Genomic DNA, 17,112 nt, shown 5'->3' with positions numbered 1-17,112 from the left:
TCAGTCTCCTTTGCCGTCGTTGCCCAGCAGCACTTCGGCCAGTGCGAAGTCCTCCGGGTAGGTCACCTTGAAATTGCGCAGCGAGCCGTTGACCAGACGCGGATGCAGCCCCAGGCGCTCGATCGCGCTGGCCTCGTCGGTGACCACCGCGCCGGCCGCCATGGCGTCCTGCAGCGCCTGGCGCAGCACGCCCAGGCGGAACATCTGCGGCGTCTGCGCCTGCCACAGGCCCTCGCGCGGCACCGTGGCGCCGATGCGGGCGTCTTCCTGGGCACGCTTGAGCGTGTCGGGCACCGGCACAGCCAGGATGCCGCCGATGGCGGCGTCAGGGTCGTCGTCGCCGTCGCTTTCCACCGCGCGCACCAGTGCGTGGATCATCGCCGGGGTCAGGCCCGGGCGCGCGGCATCGTGCACCAGCACCCAGTCGCTCTCGGTCGCGCCCAGCTGCGCCAGGTGGTGCAGCCCGGCCAGCACCGACGCATGGCGGGTATCGCCGCCGACAAAGGCGGTATCGAAGCGCAGCCCGGCAAACGCCGCCGCGCCGAAGCGCGATTCCAGCGGCATGTCGTCGGGCGCCAGCACCAGCGCGGTGGCGTTGATGGCGTCGCACGCGGAGAACGCCGCCAGCGCGTACCAGATCATCGGCCGGCCGGCCACGGTCTGGTATTGCTTGGGCACGGCGCCGCCGGCGCGGCTGCCGGAACCGGCACAGGGAATCAGGGCAAAGCGGCGAGCGGACACAGGATCGGGGTGGAGTGAAAGAGGCGCGGGCGCCTGCCGGCCAGCATGGCCAGCGGGACAACCGGTGCGCATTCTATAATACGGCCCTTGCCCGTCGCCATGCCGCGCCATTCCGCATTGACGCGTGCCCGGCACGGGCCGTTGAGGTCCCCTGCTCCGACCCCCGCCCGCAATGCCGGCGGGGTATCGTCGTTTTGAACGCCCCGCTGCCGACATGCCTGACGCCAAGCCCGCCTTCCCCTTTCTCAACCTGCCGCTGGTCAAGCCGGGGCTGCGCCACAGCGTGGCCGGCCTGCGCGGCTCGGCCGATGCGCTGGCTGTGGCCGCGTACGCTCGGCAGCACCGCGAGCGCGCGCCGATGCTGGCCGTGGTGTGCTCCCACGCGGTCGATGCCCAGCGCCTGGCCGAGGAAATCCCCTGGTTCGCGCCCGAGCTGCGCGTGCGCCTGCTGCCCGACTGGGAAACCCTCCCCTACGACAGCTTCTCGCCGCACCAGGATCTGGTGTCCGAGCGCCTGGCCACGCTGCACGATATCCAGACCGGGCAATGCGACGTGATGCTGGTGCCGGCCACCACCGCGCTGTACCGGCTGGCGCCACCGGCTTTCCTGGCGGCCTACACCTTCTTCTTCAAGCAGGGCGAGCGCCTGGACGAGAACGCGCTCAAGGCCCAGTTCACGCTGGCCGGCTACGAGCACGTCAGCGCGGTGATGCGTCCCGGCGAATACAGCGTGCGCGGCGGCCTGATCGACCTGTACCCGATGGGCTCGGCGCTGCCGTACCGGATCGACCTGTTCGGCGACGAGATCGAAACCATCCGCGCCTTCGACCCCGATACCCAGCGCAGCCTGTACCCGGTCAAGGAGGTGCGGTTGCTGCCCGGGCGCGAGTTCCCCCTAGACGAAGCCGCGCGCACCGCCTTCCGCGGCCGCTGGCGCGAGGTGTTCGAGGGCGACCCGACCAAGTCGCCGATCTACAAGGACATCGGCAACGGCGTGCCATCGGCCGGCATCGAGTACTACCTGCCGCTGTTCTTCGAGCACAGCGCAACCGTGTTCGACTACCTGCCCGCCGATACCCAGTTGGCTTTCGCCGGCAATGTCGACGAGGCCATCCGCCGCTTCTGGGCCGATACCACGCAGCGCTACAACTTCATGCGCCACGACCGCGAGCGCCCGCTGCTGCCGCCCGCGGACCTGTTCCTGTCCGAGGAGCAGTTCTTCGTTGCCGCCAAGCCGATGGCGCGCCTGGTGCTCCAGGCCGAAGCCAATGCGGACCAGGCCGCGTTCTCGGCCATGCTGCCCGACGTCGCGGTGAACCGCCGCGCCGATGATCCGCTGGTCAACCTGGAAGCGCTGCTGCTCGACAAGCAGACCCGCGTGCTGATGTGCGCCGACTCGGCCGGGCGGCGCGAGACCCTGCTGCAGCTCTTTGCCGAAAGCGGCCTGCGCCCGCATCCGGTGGACGACTTTGCCGCGTTCCTGGCCGGCGAAGCGCATTTCTCGATCGCGGTGGCGCCGCTGCAGAGCGGCTTTGCGCTGCCGCAGTGGCAGATCGCCTTTGTCACCGAGGCCGAGCTCTACGCCGGCACCACGCGCCGCACCGGCCGCCGCAAGCAGGAGCAGGCCTCCGCCGTTGACTCGATGGTGCGCGACCTGGCCGAGCTGAAGATCGGCGACCCGGTGGTGCACAGCGAGCACGGCATCGGCCGCTACCAGGGCCTGGTCACGCTGGACATGGGCCAGGGCGACGAGGAATTCCTGCACCTGGACTACGACAAGGGCAGCAAGCTGTACGTGCCGGTGCACCAGTTGCACGTGATCTCGCGCTATTCCGGCGCCGATCCCGATACCGCGCCGCTGCACCACCTGGGCTCGGGCCAGTGGGACAAGGCCAAGCGCAAGGCGGCCCAGCAGATCCGCGACACCGCTGCCGAGCTGCTCAACCTGTACGCGCGCCGCGCCGCGCGCGAGGGCTTTGCCTTCCCGCTCTCGCCCAAGGACTACGAGACCTTTGCCGAGAGCTTCGGCTTCGAGGAAACGCCGGACCAGGCCGCCGCCATTGCCGCGGTGATCGCCGACATGACCTCGGGCAAGCCGATGGACCGGCTGGTCTGCGGCGACGTGGGCTTCGGCAAGACCGAGGTGGCGCTGCGCGCGGCCTTTGTCGCGGTGCTGGGCGGCAAGCAGGTGGCGATGCTGGCGCCGACCACGCTGCTGGCCGAGCAGCACTTCCAGACGCTGTCCGACCGCTTTGCCGAATGGCCGGTGCGCATCGTCGAGCTGTCGCGCTTCAAGACCAAGAAAGAGATCGACGCGGCCATCAAGCAGATCAACGAAGGCACCGTCGACATCGTCATCGGCACCCACAAGATCCTGTCCGACCAGGTCAGGTTCGAGCGCCTGGGCCTGGTCATCATCGACGAGGAACACCGCTTCGGCGTGCGCCAGAAGGAGGCGTTGAAGACCCTGCGCGCCGAGGTCGACGTGCTGACCCTGACCGCCACGCCGATCCCGCGCACGCTGGGCATGGCGCTGGAAGGCCTGCGCGACTTCTCGGTGATCGCGACCGCGCCGCAGAAGCGGCTGGCGATCAAGACCTTCGTGCGGCGCGAGGAAGACGGCGTGATCCGCGAGGCCATCCTGCGCGAGCTCAAGCGCGGCGGCCAGGTCTACTTCCTGCACAACGAGGTCGAGACCATCGAGAACAAGCGCGCGCGGCTGGCCGAGCTGGTGCCAGAGGCGCGCATTGCCGTCGCGCACGGCCAGATGCACGAGCGCGAGCTGGAACGCGTGATGCGCGACTTCGTCGCGCGCCGCGACAACATCCTGCTGTGCACCACCATCATCGAGACCGGCATCGACGTGCCGACCGCCAACACCATCCTGATCCACCGCTCAGACAAGTTCGGCCTGGCGCAGCTGCACCAGCTGCGCGGCCGGGTCGGGCGCTCGCACCACCAGGCCTATGCCTACCTGCTGGTGCATGACGTCGAGGGCCTGACCAAGCAGGCGGGGCGCCGGCTGGAGGCCATCCAGCAGATGGAAGAACTGGGCTCCGGCTTCTACCTGGCCATGCACGACCTGGAAATCCGTGGCGCGGGCGAGGTGCTGGGCGACAAGCAGTCGGGCGAGATCCACGAGATCGGCTTCCAGCTCTACACCGACATGCTCAACGCCGCGGTCAAGGCCCTCAAGGCGGGCAAGGAGCCCGACCTGATGGCGCCCTTGGCCGCCACCACCGAGATCAACCTGGGCACGCCGGCGCTGTTGCCCAACGACTACTGCGCCGACGTGCACGAGCGCCTGTCGCTGTACAAGCGGCTGGCCAACTGCGAGACCGCCGAGCGCGTGGACGACATCCAGGAAGAGCTGATCGACCGCTTCGGCCGGCTGCCGGCGCAGGCGCAGGCACTGGTCGAGACCCACCGGCTGCGCATCGCCGCGGCGCCGCTGGGCGTGCGCAAGATCGACGCGGGCGAGGCCACCATCAGCGTGCAGTTCGTGCCCAACCCGCCGATCGACGCGATGCGCATCATCGACCTGGTGCAGAAGAACCGCCATATCAAGCTGGCCGGGCAGGACAAGCTGCGCATCGAGGCCAAGATGCCGGACGTGGCGATCCGCGCGCAGACCATCAAGCATACGTTGCGGCAACTGGCGTAGGACGGGCATCCTGCATGGACGCGGCGCCCGACCGGGTGTAGCATCAAGTACTTAACAAGTTAGCGATAACGCCCCAATGCCTGCCCACGCCGCCTCCCACCGCCAGCCCGTCACCGAAACCGCCGCGCGCGGCAGCGCGCTTGAATGGACCCAGCGGCTGGTCGCGTATGACACCACCAGCCGCCACTCCAACCTGGGCCTGATCGAGTCGGTGCGCGACCATTTCCTGGCCAAGGGACTGAAGCCGCATCTGAGCTACAACCCGCAGCGGGACAAGGCCAACCTGTTCGTCACCGTGCCTGCCGCCGACGGCAGCACCAACGGCGGCATCGTGCTCTCCGGCCATACAGACGTGGTGCCGGTGGACGGCCAGGACTGGACGACCGACCCGTTCAAGCCGGTGGTGCGCGACGGCAAGCTCTACGGCCGCGGCACCTGCGACATGAAGGGCTTTATCGGCACCAGCCTGTCGCTGCTGCCGGCCATCCTGCAGGCCAGGCTGCGCGAGCCGGTGCACTACGCGCTGTCCTTCGACGAAGAGATCGGCTGCATGGGCGCGCCCTACCTGCTGGCCGAACTGCGCGACCGCGGCGTGACGCCCGGCGGCTGCATCGTCGGCGAACCCACCAGCATGCGCGTGATCGTCGCGCACAAGGGCATCAACGCCTACCGCTGCTGCGTCAGGGGCCAGGCCGCGCACTCGTCGCTGACGCCGCGCGGCGTCAATGCGATCGAATACGCCGCGCGCCTGATCTGCTTCATCCGCGACATCGCCGATGAATTCAAGGCCAATGGACCCTACGACCAGGCCTTCGACGTGCCCTACACCACCGCGCAGACCGGCACCATCCAGGGCGGCATCGCGCTGAACACCATCCCGGCGCTGTGCGAGTTCGTGTTCGAGTTCCGCAACCTGCCGGGCGTGGATCCCGAAGCCATCTACGCCCGCATCCAGGCCTACGCCAACGACGTGCTGCTGCCGAAGATGCGCGCCGAGCATGACGACGCCGGCCTGACGCTGAGCAAGATCGCGGCCGCGCCGTCGCTGGACGTGGCCGAGCAGGAAGCCATCACGCAGCTGGTGCGCGCGCTGACCGCCGACCGCGACACCAACAAGGTCGCCTATGGTACCGAGGCCGGCCTGTTCCAGCGCGCCGGCATTCCCGCCGTGGTATGCGGGCCTGGCGATATCCAGCAGGCGCACAAGCCGGATGAGTTTGTTTCGCTGGAGCAGCTGGCTGCTTGCGAGGCCTTCCTGCACAAGGTGGTCGACAGCTTGCGCGTGAGCTGACTGCCGAGCGTGCCAGAGCTTTGCTCCCCTCTCCCGATTGCGGGAGAGGGGCCGGGGGAGGGGGCCAGCGCTTCGGCGAATGACGCGCATCGCATCGAGATACGCCTGCCCTCTCCCCCGCCCCTCTCCCAAAGGGAGAGGGGAGAAACCACTCCGCTTTTCCCGGCGCATTGCAACTTGCCGCGCGCCGCCACACTGCCTGCATTACACCAACAACAACGAAGGAGACCTTGCATGGCTGTCCGTGATTCCGCATCCCGTCCCACCACCCGCTTTGCTCTCGCCGGCCTGGCCCTCGCCGCCGGCCTGCTCTGCAACACCGCGCAGGCACAGACCACGCCGGCCCCCATCTCCGCCGACACCCTCCACGCCCAGATCGAAACCCGCGCCAAGGCCGTCGAGAAACAACTAATCGCATGGCGCCGCGACATCCACCAGCATCCGGAACTGGGCAACTACGAGACCCGCACCGCGAAGCTGGTGGCTGACCACCTGCGCAAGCTCGGCATGGAAGTGAAGACAGGCGTGGCCAAGACCGGCGTGGTCGGCGTGCTCAAGGGCGGCAAGCCCGGTCCGGTGGTGGCGCTGCGCGCCGACATGGATGCGCTGCCGGTCAAGGAACGCGTGGACGTGCCGTTCGCGTCGAAGGCCAAGGGCCAGTACCTGGGCAAGGAAGTGGACGTGATGCACGCCTGCGGCCATGACACCCACGTGGCGATTTTGATGGCCACCGCCGAAGTGCTGGCCGGCATGAAGGACCAGCTGCCCGGCACGGTCAAGTTCATCTTCCAGCCGGCCGAGGAAAGCCCGGCCGACTTCGAACCCAATGGCTCCAACACCTGGGGCGCCAAGCAGATGGTGTCCGAGGGCGTGCTGGACAATCCCAAGGTCGATGCGATCTTCGGCCTGCATGTGAGCAGCGGCATCGAATCCGGCAAGCTGGGCTGGCGCAGCGGCCCCTCGATGGCGGCGGCCGACCAGTTCTGGATCGACGTCAAGGGCCGCCAGACGCACGGCGCGCGGCCGTGGGGCGGGATCGACCCGATCGTGGTGGCGTCGCAGATCGTGATGGGCCTGCAGACCATCCAAAGCCGCCAGGTCAACGCCATGCTGGAACCGTCGGTGATCACCGTGGGCACCATCCACGGCGGCAACCGCATGAACATCGTGCCGGAGAAGGTCGAGATGATGGGCACCGTGCGCACCTATGACGAAGGCATGAAGAAGGACATCCATGCCCGCATGAAGCGCACCACCGAGGCCATCGCCACCAGCGCCGGGGCCGAGGCCAACTTCCGCGTGGTGGAGCTGTACAACGCCACCATCAACCAGCCGGCCCTGACCGAGAAGATGGCACCCACGCTGCAGCGCGTGGCCGGCGAAGGCAACTGGATGATCACGCCCAAGGCGACCGCGTCGGAGGACTTCTCGTTCTACCAAGAGAAAGTGCCGGGCCTGTTCTTCAACCTCGGCGTGACGCCCAAGGGCCAGGATGTGACCAAGGCGCCTTCCAACCACTCGCCTGAGTTCTATGTGGACGAGCCGGCGCTGATCAACGGCGTGCGCGCCCTGTCCAGCCTGACCGTGGACTACATGGTGATGGCGCAGCGCTGAGCGGCTCGCCCTGGGCGCTGCGGCGGGGCTACAATAACAGTTTTGCCGCGCGCATTGCGGCCAGCCCCTCCCCGCCTTGCCGCCAGCGCGGCAAGCGCCCGATCCTCATTCGTCATGCCCCTGATCCTCCAGAGCACCGCCCCGCTTCCCACCGCCGACCTCGACACCGCCCGCACCCTGGCCCGCGCCTCTGAACTGGTGCTGCGCAGCGATACCGTGGCGGCCGCCGAGGAATGCGCGCCGCTGACGCCGGCGCTGCGCGATGCGCTGGACGATTTCTGCGGCCCGCGCGCGATCGACTGGGCAGTGGTGCCCCCGGGGCGCAAGCTGTCCGACTTCCGCCTGGTGGCAATGGACATGGACTCGACCCTGATCACGATCGAGTGCATCGACGAGATCGCCGATTTCTGCGGCCTCAAGGCCGAGGTCTCTGCCATCACCGAAGCCGCCATGCGCGGCGAGATCACCGATTTCAACGAGAGCCTGCGCCGCCGCGTGGCCCTGCTCAAGGGGCTGGACGCCAGCGTGCTGGACTGCGTCTACGAAGAGCGCCTGCGGCTGTCGCCGGGCGCCGAGCGCATGCTGCAGACCGTGCAGGCGCTGGGCCTGCGCACGCTGCTGGTGTCGGGCGGCTTCGTGCATTTCACCGAGAAGCTCAAGGCACGGCTCAAACTCGACGTGACCCGCGCCAATACGCTGGAGATCGTCGACGGCAAGCTGACCGGCAATGTGGTTGGCGAGATCGTCAATGCCGACGTCAAGGCCCGCACCGTGCAGGAAGTCTGCGCCCAGATCGGCGCCACGCCGGACCAGGCCATCGTCATGGGCGATGGCTCCAACGACCTGAAGATGATGGCCGTGGCCGGCCTGTCGGTGGCCTTTCGGGCCAAGCCGGTGGTGCGCGCGCAGGCCAGCGTCGCGTTCAACCACGTCGGGCTGGACGGCCTGCTGGCGCTGTTCCCGCACTGATCCCTGTCCGCGGCAAACGCGGCTTCGCGCCGGGCGGCAAGCGCCCGGCTGGCCCCACCCACCCGGGCCGCCAGCGACAATTCGCGCTACAGCCAGCGCAAGTCCCTCCCCAAGTGCAGATACATCCCTGAGACGCAGCGTCTACGTAGCGCTTGCCTCTTCAAATACGAATCATTATCATTAATGTTTCGTTTATCTGACATTGCCCCATGCAAGTTCTGGCCGTCCTTGTTGGCCTGGCTGCGGCCGCGTGCCTGTACCTGGCCGCGCCCAACCAGGTCCTGCTGCCGCCCGGCAGGATCGCGCAACCGCGTGTGCTGGGCTGGCTGGGCCTGGCCCTGGCCATCGTCAGCACCTGGCTGTGGAGCACCACCGACGGCTGGCCCGTGGCCATTGCCGCCAGCCTGGTAACAGTGCCCTGCGCGCTGTCGGTATGGCCCTTTATCGGCACCTATGCCGCGCGCAAGCGCTGGGCGGCACGGGAGCAACGGGCATGAGCGCAAACCAATCCGCGATAGGCACCAAATGGCTGGCCGGTGCGCTGCTTGGGCTGCCGCTGGCGGTGGCGGTGTGCACGCTGTCGATCCTGTGGCTGCCGGGCGGCTGGGAAACCGGCATCGTCGCGGCCGTGGCGGCTTGCCTGCCGGTGTGGGTGGCCATCATCAGCGCCAGCCTGCTGTTCCGTTCCAGCCGCACCGCCTGGATCTGGCTGGGCGGCGCCAACCTGATCTGCTTCGGTGCGCTGTGGGCGCTGCGCCTGGCCGGCCTGGCGCCGGCTGCACTGCCCGCCTCCTGAGAATGCCATCTTGAAAACCGCAACCCTGCGCCTGTACCAGATGCTGCATACCTGGGTCGGCCTGATGGCCGGCTGGACCCTGTTTATCGCCTTCTTTGCCGGGGCGGTCACCGTGTTCCACCACGAACTGCATGTGTGGCAGTCGCCGTCGCGGCTCAAGGGCAGCGCGCCGGTCGAGGCCAAGGCCGACCCGGCCGCGGTCGACCGCTTCATGCAGAAACTGGTCGCGATCCACCCCGAGGCCGCGGCCAGTTCCTACGTGATCATGCCGTCGGAGGGCGAGCCCAATATCTCGGCCTACTGGCAGGACAAGTCCGGCGAGTGGCAGATGACCACCGACGCCCGCCTGGCCGGCGACGCCGCGATGCAGCGCGACACCTCGCGCGACCAGGTGATCGGCGAACTGTCGGCGTTCCTGAACAGCCTGCACTACTCGCTGGGGATCCCGGTCGGCGGCATCTACTTCATGGGTGCGATCTCGGTGCTGTACGGGCTGGCGCTGGTGTCGGGCGTGTTGCTGCACCTGCCGCGGCTGAAGAAGGACCTGTTCGCGGTGCGCCCCGGGCGCAACCTGAAGCGCTTCTGGATGGACACCCACAATGTGCTGGGCCTGTTCAGCCTGCCCTTCCACCTGGTCTTTGCCATCACCGGCGCGCTGTTCTCCGTGTCGCTGGTGCTGATGACGGTGTTCAACACACTGACCTTCGACGGCCGCCTGTTTGAGGCGGTGCCCCGTGCCACCACCGCCGTACCGGAAGTGGCCGCGGCCGGCCGTACGGTGCCGACCATGCCCACCGCCACGCTGATGCAGATTGCGCGCGAGCACGGCGGCGAGCGTTTCGCGCCCGAGTCGTTCCGCTTCCAGCGCTTTGGCGACGCCAATGCCGTGGTGGAAGTGCGCGGCACCAGCACGCAGGCCCTCGGCAACCTGGGCTCGGTCGGCATCCATGCCGCCAGCGGCGAGCCCAACGCGGGCCAGCTGACCGCCAACCAGACCGCCGGCACGCGCGACAGCAACCACGGGCTCTACAGCGCGCTGTACGCGCTGCATTTCGGCACCTTCGGCGAGCTGCCGGTGCGCCTGGTCTACCTGCTGGCCGGGCTGGCCGGCGCCTTCCTGTTCTATTCGGGCAACCTGCTGTGGATCGAGTCGCGGCGCAAGGTGCGCCAGGCCGAGCAGCCGCGCGTGCACCGGCTGCTGGCGCAGGGCACGGTCGGTGTGTGCATCGGCTGCTGCATCGGCGTGGCGCTGTGCTTCCCGGCGGCGCTGCTGTGGCCGGAGCGCGCGGTGAGCTACACCTATTTCACGGTGTTTGGTCTGGCCTGTGCCTGGGCGTTGCTGCGCCCGCCGGTACGCGCCGCGGTGGAGCTGCTCTACGCCGCCGCGCTGGCGTCGCTGACCGTGCCGCTGGCGAACGCGATCCTGACCGGCGACCACCTGCTGCACAGCATCCCCAGCGGGCATTGGATCATCGCCGGCTTCGATATCGGCGCGATCGCGCTGGCCGCGGGCTTTGTCGCCCTGGCCCGCGCCACGCAGCGCCGCGCGCGCAGCTGGCCGGCGGAGTCGGTGTGGGCGATGCCGCAGGCAGCCCAAGCAGCACAAGCCGCCAAGCCCACCGCGAGCGCCAAGACGATGCCCAGCGCGGATACGCCCTGAGCGCACGGCGCCCGCACGCAAAAACGGACGCAGCAGCGTCCGTTTTTGTTTCCTTGACCGCGCCAGCCCGGCCGCTGCCCTACACTATCTCAGGCCAACAACATCGAGCCGACCGCCATGGAATCGACCTTCCACCAGTTTTCCGAACTGTTCGCCCAACTCGGCCTGGCCTCCGACGAAGCCAGCATCCGCAGCTTTATCGGCACGCACGCCCCGCTGCCCGACGATGTCGAGTTGGCCGAGGCACCGTTCTGGACCCCCGCCCAGGCTACGCTGCTGCGCGACGAGCTGCTGGACGACGCCGACTGGGCCGAGGTCGTCGACCAGCTCAATCTCGCCCTGAGACAGCCGGCCTGAGGCCGCTTACGCGGCCAGCGTAGCCTCCAGCGCCTGGCGCAGGTCGGCGATCAGGTCGCGCGTGTCTTCCAGGCCGATATAAAGCCGCACCAGTTCGCCGGTGTCCTGCCAGCCGGCCGGCGGCCAGGTGCCCGCCGGGCGCATGCCCTGCACGTGGTATGGCACGGCCAGGCTGTGGGCGCCGCCCCAGGACCAGCCGATCGCAAACAGCTGCAGCGCCTCGACGAAGGCATCCACCTGCTGGCGCGTATAGCTTGCCCGCAGGATGATGGCAAAGAGCCCGCTGGCACCGGTGAAATCGCGCCGCCAGCTGGCGTGGCCGGGGCAGTCCGGCAGCGCCGGATGCAGCACGCGCGAAACCTCGGGCCGCTGGTGCAGCCACTCCGCCACTTCGCGGGCCGCACGGTCATGCGCGGCCAGGCGCACCGGCAGGCTCGGCAGCCCGCGCAGCACCAGGTGGCAGTCATCGGCGGAAACACCCCAGCCCATCAGCATGCGGGTGCGCTTCAGGCGCTCATGCAGGGCATCGTCGCAGGTCAGGACCGCGCCCATGAGCACGTCGCTGCCGCCGGACTGGTACTTGGTCAGCGCCTGCACCGAGATATCGATGCCCTTGTCGAACGGGCGGAAGTAGATGCCGGCCGACCAGGTATTGTCGATCGCGGTCAGCACGCCGCGCGCCCTGGCCGCGGCGACGATGGCGTCGCTGTCGGGCACTTCCATGGTCACCGAACCGGGCGACTCCATCCAGACCAGGCGCGTATTCGGCCGGATCATCGCCGCCACCGCAGCGGCGTCCATCGGGTCGTAGTAGCGCACGGTCACGCCGAATTCGCGTGCCAGCCACTCGCCGTGGTCGCGGTTGGGGCCGTAGACGTTGCGCGGCACCAGCACGTCGTCGCCGCTCTTGAGCAGCGCGAAGTAGACCAGCGAGATTGCTGCGAGTCCTGACGGCTGCAGCAGCGTGTGGCGCGCGCCCTCCAGCAGCGCCAGGTGCTGGCACAGCGCCTCGCTGGTGGGCGTCGCGTGCAGGCCATAGCGCCAGTAAGTGGTCGCACCGTCGCCATGGGCACGCAGTTCGGCCAGGTTGCGGAACACCACGGTGGAGCCGCGGTGCGTGGCGGGAGAAAACGAGGCAAAGCCGGGCGCGATCTCCAGCTCGGGCTGGACCGCAACGGTTTGCAGGTAATGGGCGGGCGACGCGGGCTTGTCGGATGGCGAATCGGACACGGCGGTTTCCTTGCTGGCTGCTGGCCGGCCACGGCGCGCTGCCCCGGCGGTATGCCCGGGCAGAAGCGCGGCAACGGTCAGGAATGAGACTCGATGAGCCTTCGAGCTTACCAGCAAATGCCGGCCGCGCCACCGGTGATGGCAACGGCGGGCACCAGGAAACGGCTTACCAGCCGGAAATCGAGGACTTCGGCGCTGGCGGCGCGTAGGTGACGCCGCTGTTGGGCGTCATGTCAAACGGGGGGATCACCAGCACGCCCAGCGGGCGGATAAAGAACGGCAGCACGATGGCCGGGTTGAACGCATCGGTCCAGGTGCCGCGCACGGCGCCGCTGGCGTCGATGCTGCCTTCCCAGTTGCCCGACACGCGGGTGCCGTCGTCGGACTCCTCCATCAGGAAGGCGCCGCCCTCCCACTCGCCGGCCAGCAGGCGCACACCGGCGCCACGGCCTGCGTATTCGCCGCGCACGCTGTCGCGCTCGTCAGGCTTGGGGCCCAGGCGCAGCCGCACCGGCTGGTCGCCGACCTTGCCGACGTAGACCGGCAGCGACGCATATTCCGGCCGCGGCGCCAGAGGTCTTGGCGCGCCAGTGGAAAGCGAGGTGCCGCCGCGCCGGGCTTCGCCGTCGCGAATGGCCTGGTTGATGCCCAGGCCTTCCCCGCCGGCAGGCCCGCCAGCGGGTGCAACGTTAGCCGGGCCGGTCGACAGCTCGGTGCCCGGCGCTGCCTGCACCGTGCCCGCCAGGGCGAGCACGGCGGCCAGGCCCAGCGTGCAGAGGTTCTTCGTCAGCAAAGCCGGGCGCAAGGCTAACCTCAGATGCGTTCGAAGATAGCGGCAATACCCTGCCCGCCGCCGATGCACATCGTCACCAGCGCGTAGCGGCCCTGCACGCGGTTCAGCTCATGCAGCGCCTTCACCGTGATCAGGGCACCGGTGGCGCCGATCGGGTGGCCCAGCGAGATGCCCGAGCCGTTCGGGTTGACCTTGGCCGGATCCAGGCCGAGCGCCTTGGTCACCGCGCACGCCTGCGCGGCAAAGGCTTCGTTGGCTTCGATTACGTCCAGGTCCGACACCTGCAGGCCGGCGCGCTCCAGCGCGATCTTGGTCGCCGGCACCGGGCCGATGCCCATGGTCTTGGGGTCCACGCCGGCATGGCCGTACGACACCAGACGGGCCAGCGGCTTCAGGCCGCGGCGCTCGGCTTCGGCGCGCTCCATCATCACCACCGCGGCGGCGGCGTCGTTCAGGCCCGAGGAATTGCCGGCCGTGACCGTGCCATTTTCCTTGACGAAGACCGGCCTGAGCTTGGTCATGTCGTCGATGGTGGCGTCATGACGCACGTGCTCGTCGGTGTCGAAGGTGACATCGCCCTTGCGGCCCTTGCTCACCACCGGGACGATCTGGTCCTTGAAGTAACCGGCCTTGATCGCGGCCGAAGCGCGGCGGTGCGATTCCAGCGCGGCCTCGTCCTGCTGCGTGCGCGAGATGTCGTATTCCTTGGCGACGTTCTCGGCGGTCACGCCCATGTGGATGCGATGGAAGGGATCGTGCAGCGCGCCCAGCATCATGTCGACCAGGCCGGCATCGCCCATGCGTGCGCCCCAGCGGGCCGCGGGCGCCAGGTACGGCGCGCGGCTCATGCTTTCCGCGCCACCGCCGATGGCGACGTCGGTATCGCCCAGCAGGATAGTCTGCGCGGCGCTGACGATGGCCTGCAGGCCCGAACCGCACAGGCGGTTCACGGTCAGCGCGGGGGCATTGACCGTCACCCCGCCGTTGACGGCCGCGACGCGGCCCAGATACATGTCGCGCGGCTCGGTCTGGATCACGTTGCCGAACACCACGTGGCCGACATCGTCGCCCGATACCTGCGCGCGCGCCAGCGCCTCGCGCACCACCAGCGCGCCCAGCTCCGCCGGCGCCACATCCTTCAGGCTGCCGCCAAAGGTCCCGATCGCGGTACGGACACCGCTCACCACTACCACTTCACGCGTCATGACTTTGTCTCCATGAGGGTTATGTTGCACCGCACAGTATAGCGGGACGCGGACGAAATCGAACGAGCGTACTTTTACCTAATCAACCCGTTTCAGACCTCGCCCCACAGATCGTGGCCGTCGGCGCCGGTGATCTTCACGTCGACGAACTCGCCGGCGCGGTAGCGCTGGGAATGGCGCTCCGGCGGCGCGATATAGACCAGGCCGTCGATTTCCGGCGCATCCGCGGAGGAACGGCCGATGCCGCCGTCCTGGTTGACCTCGTCCACCAGCACGCGCAGGGTCTGGCCGACCTTGCGCTGCAGGCGTCGCGCCGAGACCTCTTCGGCCACTTCCATGAAGCGGGCGCGGCGTTCCTCGCGCACCTCGTCGGGCAGCGCGCCCGGCAGGTCGTTGGCGGTGGCGCCCTCCACCGGCGAATAGGCGAAGCAGCCGACGCGGTCCAGCTCGGCCTCGGCGATAAAGTCCAGCAGCGTCTGGAACTCCGCCTCGGTCTCGCCCGGGAAGCCGGCGATAAAGGTGCTGCGGATGGTCAGCTCAGGGCAGATCTCGCGCCAGGCGCGGATGCGATCCATGGTCTTCTCGGCATTGGCCGGGCGCTTCATGCGCTTGAGCACGTCTGGGTGCGCATGCTGGAGCGGCACGTCCAGGTACGGCAGCACGTGGCCCTGCGACATCAGCGGGATGATCTCGTCCACGTGCGGGTACGGGTAGACGTAGTGCAGGCGCACCCAGGCGCCATATTGCGCAGCCAGCTCGCCCAGCGCCGCCACCAGTTCGGTCATGCGGGTCTTGAGCGGGCGGCCGTTCCAGAAGCCGGTGCGGTACTTGACGTCGACGCCGTAGGCGCTGGTGTCCTGCGAGATCACCAGCAGTTCCTTGACGCCGGCCTTGAACAGGTTCTCGGCCTCCAGCATGACCTCGGCCACCGGGCGCGACACCAGGTCTCCGCGCATCGACGGGATGATGCAGAACGAGCAGCGGTGGTTGCACCCCTCCGAAATCTTCAGGTAGGCGTAGTGCTTGGGCGTCAGCTTGATGCCGGCGGCCGGCACCAGGTCGGTGAACGGGTCATGCGGCTTGGGCAGGTGCGTGTGCACCGCCTGCATCACCTCGCCCAGCGCATGCGGGCCGGTCACGGCCAGCACCTTGGGGTGCACCGACGACACGATGTCGTGGCCCGCCGCATCCTTCTTCGCCCCGAGGCAGCCGGTGACGATGACCTTGCCGTTTTCGGTCAGGGCCTCGCCGATGGCGTCCAGGCTCTCCTGCACGGCCTCGTCGATAAATCCGCAGGTATTGACCACGACCAGGTCGGCGCCGTCATAGGTGCCGCTGATGGCATAGCCCTCGGCGCGCAGTTGGGTGATGATCTGCTCGGAGTCGACCAGCGCCTTGGGGCAGCCAAGGGAAACGAATCCCACACGCGGACTATGGTCTTTCTGGGTCGTTGATTCTGAAGGGTTTTTCACGGTGCAATCCGAATGTGGGGCAGGCGCGGCGGAATATGCGGGGACAGGGCCGGCGGCCGGTGAGCCAATCGCGCATTTTAACCGTTTGCCATGAATTCTCGGCGCCTGACTCCACACATGTGGCCCAGGCTGCGGCAATGCCGCGTCATTCCGGCGCGGTAGCAGCTCCCGGCAGGCCTTCCAGGACCCGCTCTATCTCCACGGAGCCCTGCATGCGCCGGATGGCTGCATGCAGTTCGGCGGCCTGTGGCCAGGTCCGCTTGAGATAGCTGAGCCACAGTTTCACGCGCCCATGCTCGTGGCAGGAGGCAATACGGGCATGCAGCTTTTTCAGGTAAGTGGCGATCTGGCGCAGCACCAGTGGCCACTCCTCGTCTGACGGCGTGCTGTCCATCAGCCCGCGAATGCGCAAGGCCAGGAAAGGGTCGGACACGGCGCCGCGCCCGATCATCACGTCGGCGCAACCGCTGACGGCCCGGCAGCGTTCCCAGTCCGCGACCGTCCAGACGTCTCCGTTGGCAATCACGGGCACGTCCACCGCCGCCGCAATGCGCGCGATCCAGTCCCAGTGGGCCGGCGGCCGGTAGCCATGGTCCCGCGTCCGGGCATGGACCACGAGGGAGGCCGCGCCGCCCTCGGCCAGCGCCGTGGCGCAATCAATCGCCAACGAGGTATCGGAGACGCCCAGCCGCATTTTTGCCGTCACGGCAATATGGGCCGGCACCGCAGCGCGCACGGACGCAACGATCCGGCTCAACAACTCAGGATTCGTCAGCAGCATGGCGCCGCCGCCATGCCGGTTGACGACCTTGGCGGGACAGCCGAAGTTCAGGTCGATGCCATGTGGCGACAAGGTCGCGGCATAGGCCGCATTGCGCGCCAGCCATTCCGGGTCGCTGCCGAGCAACTGGATCACCATCGGCGTGCCGCTGCGGGTATAGCCGCCGGCGAGGATTTCGGGCGTATCGCGCTCGTAAACGCGCGCAGGAAGCAACGAACCCGTCACACGAACGAACTCGGATACACAGCCGTCGTAGCCGCCGGTATCGGTCAGCACGTCGCGCAAGACGTAGTCGGCGAGCCCTTCCATGGGGGCCAGGAACAGCCGGCTCATGGCGAAGCCTTCACCGAAGCAGAGGACCAGGCCTTAAAGGCCGGACGAGCATATTGGATAACGGAGGGCATGGGGTTTCGCGCACAAAAGGCGAGTCCACACTGAGCCGCCGCTGGAGAGAGTTGCGTGATTGCGTGCGCCTGGGGGCACAGACCGCGCATTCTACCTGCTTTGCGTCGGCAGGGCCTTCAGGGAGGTGTGCGGGC

General features: G+C 68.2%; 14 protein-coding genes. 8 read left to right on the top strand and 6 right to left on the bottom strand.

All coding sequences use genetic code 11. The annotated features are described in order from the left end of the window. Nucleotides 1-813, bottom strand: coding sequence for a 2-C-methyl-D-erythritol 4-phosphate cytidylyltransferase (ispD, locus tag CNE_RS07215; protein WP_013956467.1), 813 nt, complete (start codon nucleotides 811-813; stop codon nucleotides 1-3). A 142-nt stretch (nucleotides 814-955) separates the two neighbouring features. Here ispD and mfd point away from each other — a divergent pair, with 142 nt between their 5' ends. The 8 genes from mfd to CNE_RS07175 all read left to right on the top strand — a co-directional run bounded on the left by mfd (nucleotide 956) and on the right by CNE_RS07175 (nucleotide 11,092). Continuing rightward, entirely contained in the window at nucleotides 956-4,405 is a 3,450-nt protein-coding gene (gene mfd / locus CNE_RS07210) for a transcription-repair coupling factor (RefSeq protein ID WP_013956466.1), read from the top strand. Between the two features lie 76 nt (nucleotides 4,406-4,481). Then, a complete protein-coding gene (argE, locus tag CNE_RS07205) occupies nucleotides 4,482-5,696 on the top strand; it encodes an acetylornithine deacetylase (protein WP_013956465.1) in 1,215 nt (404 codons plus the stop codon). A gap of 234 nt (nucleotides 5,697-5,930) precedes the next feature. Beyond that, on the top strand, nucleotides 5,931-7,310 hold the full coding sequence (locus CNE_RS07200) for an amidohydrolase (protein WP_013956464.1): 1,380 nt from the start codon (nucleotides 5,931-5,933) through the stop codon (nucleotides 7,308-7,310). A gap of 114 nt (nucleotides 7,311-7,424) precedes the next feature. Next, nucleotides 7,425-8,279: a phosphoserine phosphatase SerB gene (gene serB / locus CNE_RS07195; RefSeq protein WP_013956463.1), complete on the top strand. Its 855-nt coding sequence runs from the start codon at nucleotides 7,425-7,427 to the stop codon at nucleotides 8,277-8,279. 209 nt (nucleotides 8,280-8,488) lie between these two features. Continuing rightward, nucleotides 8,489-8,776, top strand: a complete 288-nt coding sequence (locus tag CNE_RS07190; protein ID WP_013956462.1) for a hypothetical protein — start codon at nucleotides 8,489-8,491, stop codon at nucleotides 8,774-8,776. Next, nucleotides 8,773-9,075, top strand: a complete 303-nt coding sequence (locus CNE_RS07185; RefSeq protein WP_013956461.1) for a hypothetical protein — start codon at nucleotides 8,773-8,775, stop codon at nucleotides 9,073-9,075. The genes CNE_RS07190 and CNE_RS07185 overlap by 4 nt, the downstream gene beginning before the upstream one ends. A gap of 10 nt (nucleotides 9,076-9,085) precedes the next feature. Next, nucleotides 9,086-10,735, top strand: coding sequence for a PepSY-associated TM helix domain-containing protein (locus tag CNE_RS07180; RefSeq protein ID WP_013956460.1), 1,650 nt, complete (start codon nucleotides 9,086-9,088; stop codon nucleotides 10,733-10,735). Between the two features lie 117 nt (nucleotides 10,736-10,852). After that, nucleotides 10,853-11,092 carry a DUF2789 domain-containing protein gene (locus CNE_RS07175; RefSeq protein ID WP_010810122.1) on the top strand — a complete coding sequence of 80 codons (240 nt, stop codon included), beginning with the start codon at nucleotides 10,853-10,855 and terminating at the stop codon, nucleotides 11,090-11,092. A 6-nt stretch (nucleotides 11,093-11,098) separates the two neighbouring features. Here the strand turns inward: CNE_RS07175 and CNE_RS07170 are convergent, their stop codons facing one another. The 5 genes from CNE_RS07170 to CNE_RS07150 form a co-directional block, all read right to left on the bottom strand. After that, nucleotides 11,099-12,322 (bottom strand): cystathionine beta-lyase, encoded by a 1,224-nt coding sequence (locus CNE_RS07170; RefSeq protein ID WP_013956459.1) that lies wholly within the window; start codon nucleotides 12,320-12,322, stop codon nucleotides 11,099-11,101. Nucleotides 12,323-12,488: 166 nt separating this feature from the next. Next, nucleotides 12,489-13,127 (bottom strand): hypothetical protein, encoded by a 639-nt coding sequence (locus tag CNE_RS07165; protein WP_013956458.1) that lies wholly within the window; start codon nucleotides 13,125-13,127, stop codon nucleotides 12,489-12,491. Between the two features lie 8 nt (nucleotides 13,128-13,135). Then, nucleotides 13,136-14,320 carry a beta-ketothiolase BktB gene (gene bktB / locus CNE_RS07160; RefSeq protein WP_013956457.1) on the bottom strand — a complete coding sequence of 395 codons (1,185 nt, stop codon included), beginning with the start codon at nucleotides 14,318-14,320 and terminating at the stop codon, nucleotides 13,136-13,138. Between the two features lie 92 nt (nucleotides 14,321-14,412). Further along, on the bottom strand, nucleotides 14,413-15,792 hold the full coding sequence (gene rimO / locus CNE_RS07155; protein WP_035820084.1) for a 30S ribosomal protein S12 methylthiotransferase RimO: 1,380 nt from the start codon (nucleotides 15,790-15,792) through the stop codon (nucleotides 14,413-14,415). Between the two features lie 145 nt (nucleotides 15,793-15,937). After that, nucleotides 15,938-16,906, bottom strand: a complete 969-nt coding sequence (locus CNE_RS07150) for a tRNA dihydrouridine synthase (protein ID WP_013956455.1) — start codon at nucleotides 16,904-16,906, stop codon at nucleotides 15,938-15,940. Nucleotides 16,907-17,112: the final 206 nt, after the last annotated feature.

Origin of the sequence: Cupriavidus necator N-1 (genome assembly GCF_000219215.1) — a bacterium.
GTDB classification, from domain to species: Bacteria; Pseudomonadota; Gammaproteobacteria; order Burkholderiales; family Burkholderiaceae; genus Cupriavidus; species Cupriavidus necator.
Note: the sequence above shows the minus strand (reverse complement) of the source record. Positions and strands in the feature narration are given on the sequence as shown.

Excerpts from the sequence above, each read along its gene's own strand:
- CNE_RS07185 (WP_013956461.1), top strand. The coding sequence starts at position 8,773 with ATGAGCGCAAACCAATCCGCGATAGGCACCAAATGGCTGGCCGGTGCG.
- CNE_RS07175 (WP_010810122.1), top strand. The coding sequence starts at position 10,853 with ATGGAATCGACCTTCCACCAGTTTTCCGAACTGTTCGCCCAACTCGGC.
- bktB (WP_013956457.1), bottom strand. The coding sequence starts at position 14,320 with ATGACGCGTGAAGTGGTAGTGGTGAGCGGTGTCCGTACCGCGATCGGG.
- mfd (WP_013956466.1), top strand. The coding sequence starts at position 956 with ATGCCTGACGCCAAGCCCGCCTTCCCCTTTCTCAACCTGCCGCTGGTC.
- argE (WP_013956465.1), top strand. The coding sequence starts at position 4,482 with ATGCCTGCCCACGCCGCCTCCCACCGCCAGCCCGTCACCGAAACCGCC.
- CNE_RS07190 (WP_013956462.1), top strand. The coding sequence starts at position 8,489 with ATGCAAGTTCTGGCCGTCCTTGTTGGCCTGGCTGCGGCCGCGTGCCTG.
- ispD (WP_013956467.1), bottom strand. The coding sequence starts at position 813 with ATGCGCACCGGTTGTCCCGCTGGCCATGCTGGCCGGCAGGCGCCCGCG.
- CNE_RS07150 (WP_013956455.1), bottom strand. The coding sequence starts at position 16,906 with ATGAGCCGGCTGTTCCTGGCCCCCATGGAAGGGCTCGCCGACTACGTC.
- serB (WP_013956463.1), top strand. The coding sequence starts at position 7,425 with ATGCCCCTGATCCTCCAGAGCACCGCCCCGCTTCCCACCGCCGACCTC.
- CNE_RS07200 (WP_013956464.1), top strand. The coding sequence starts at position 5,931 with ATGGCTGTCCGTGATTCCGCATCCCGTCCCACCACCCGCTTTGCTCTC.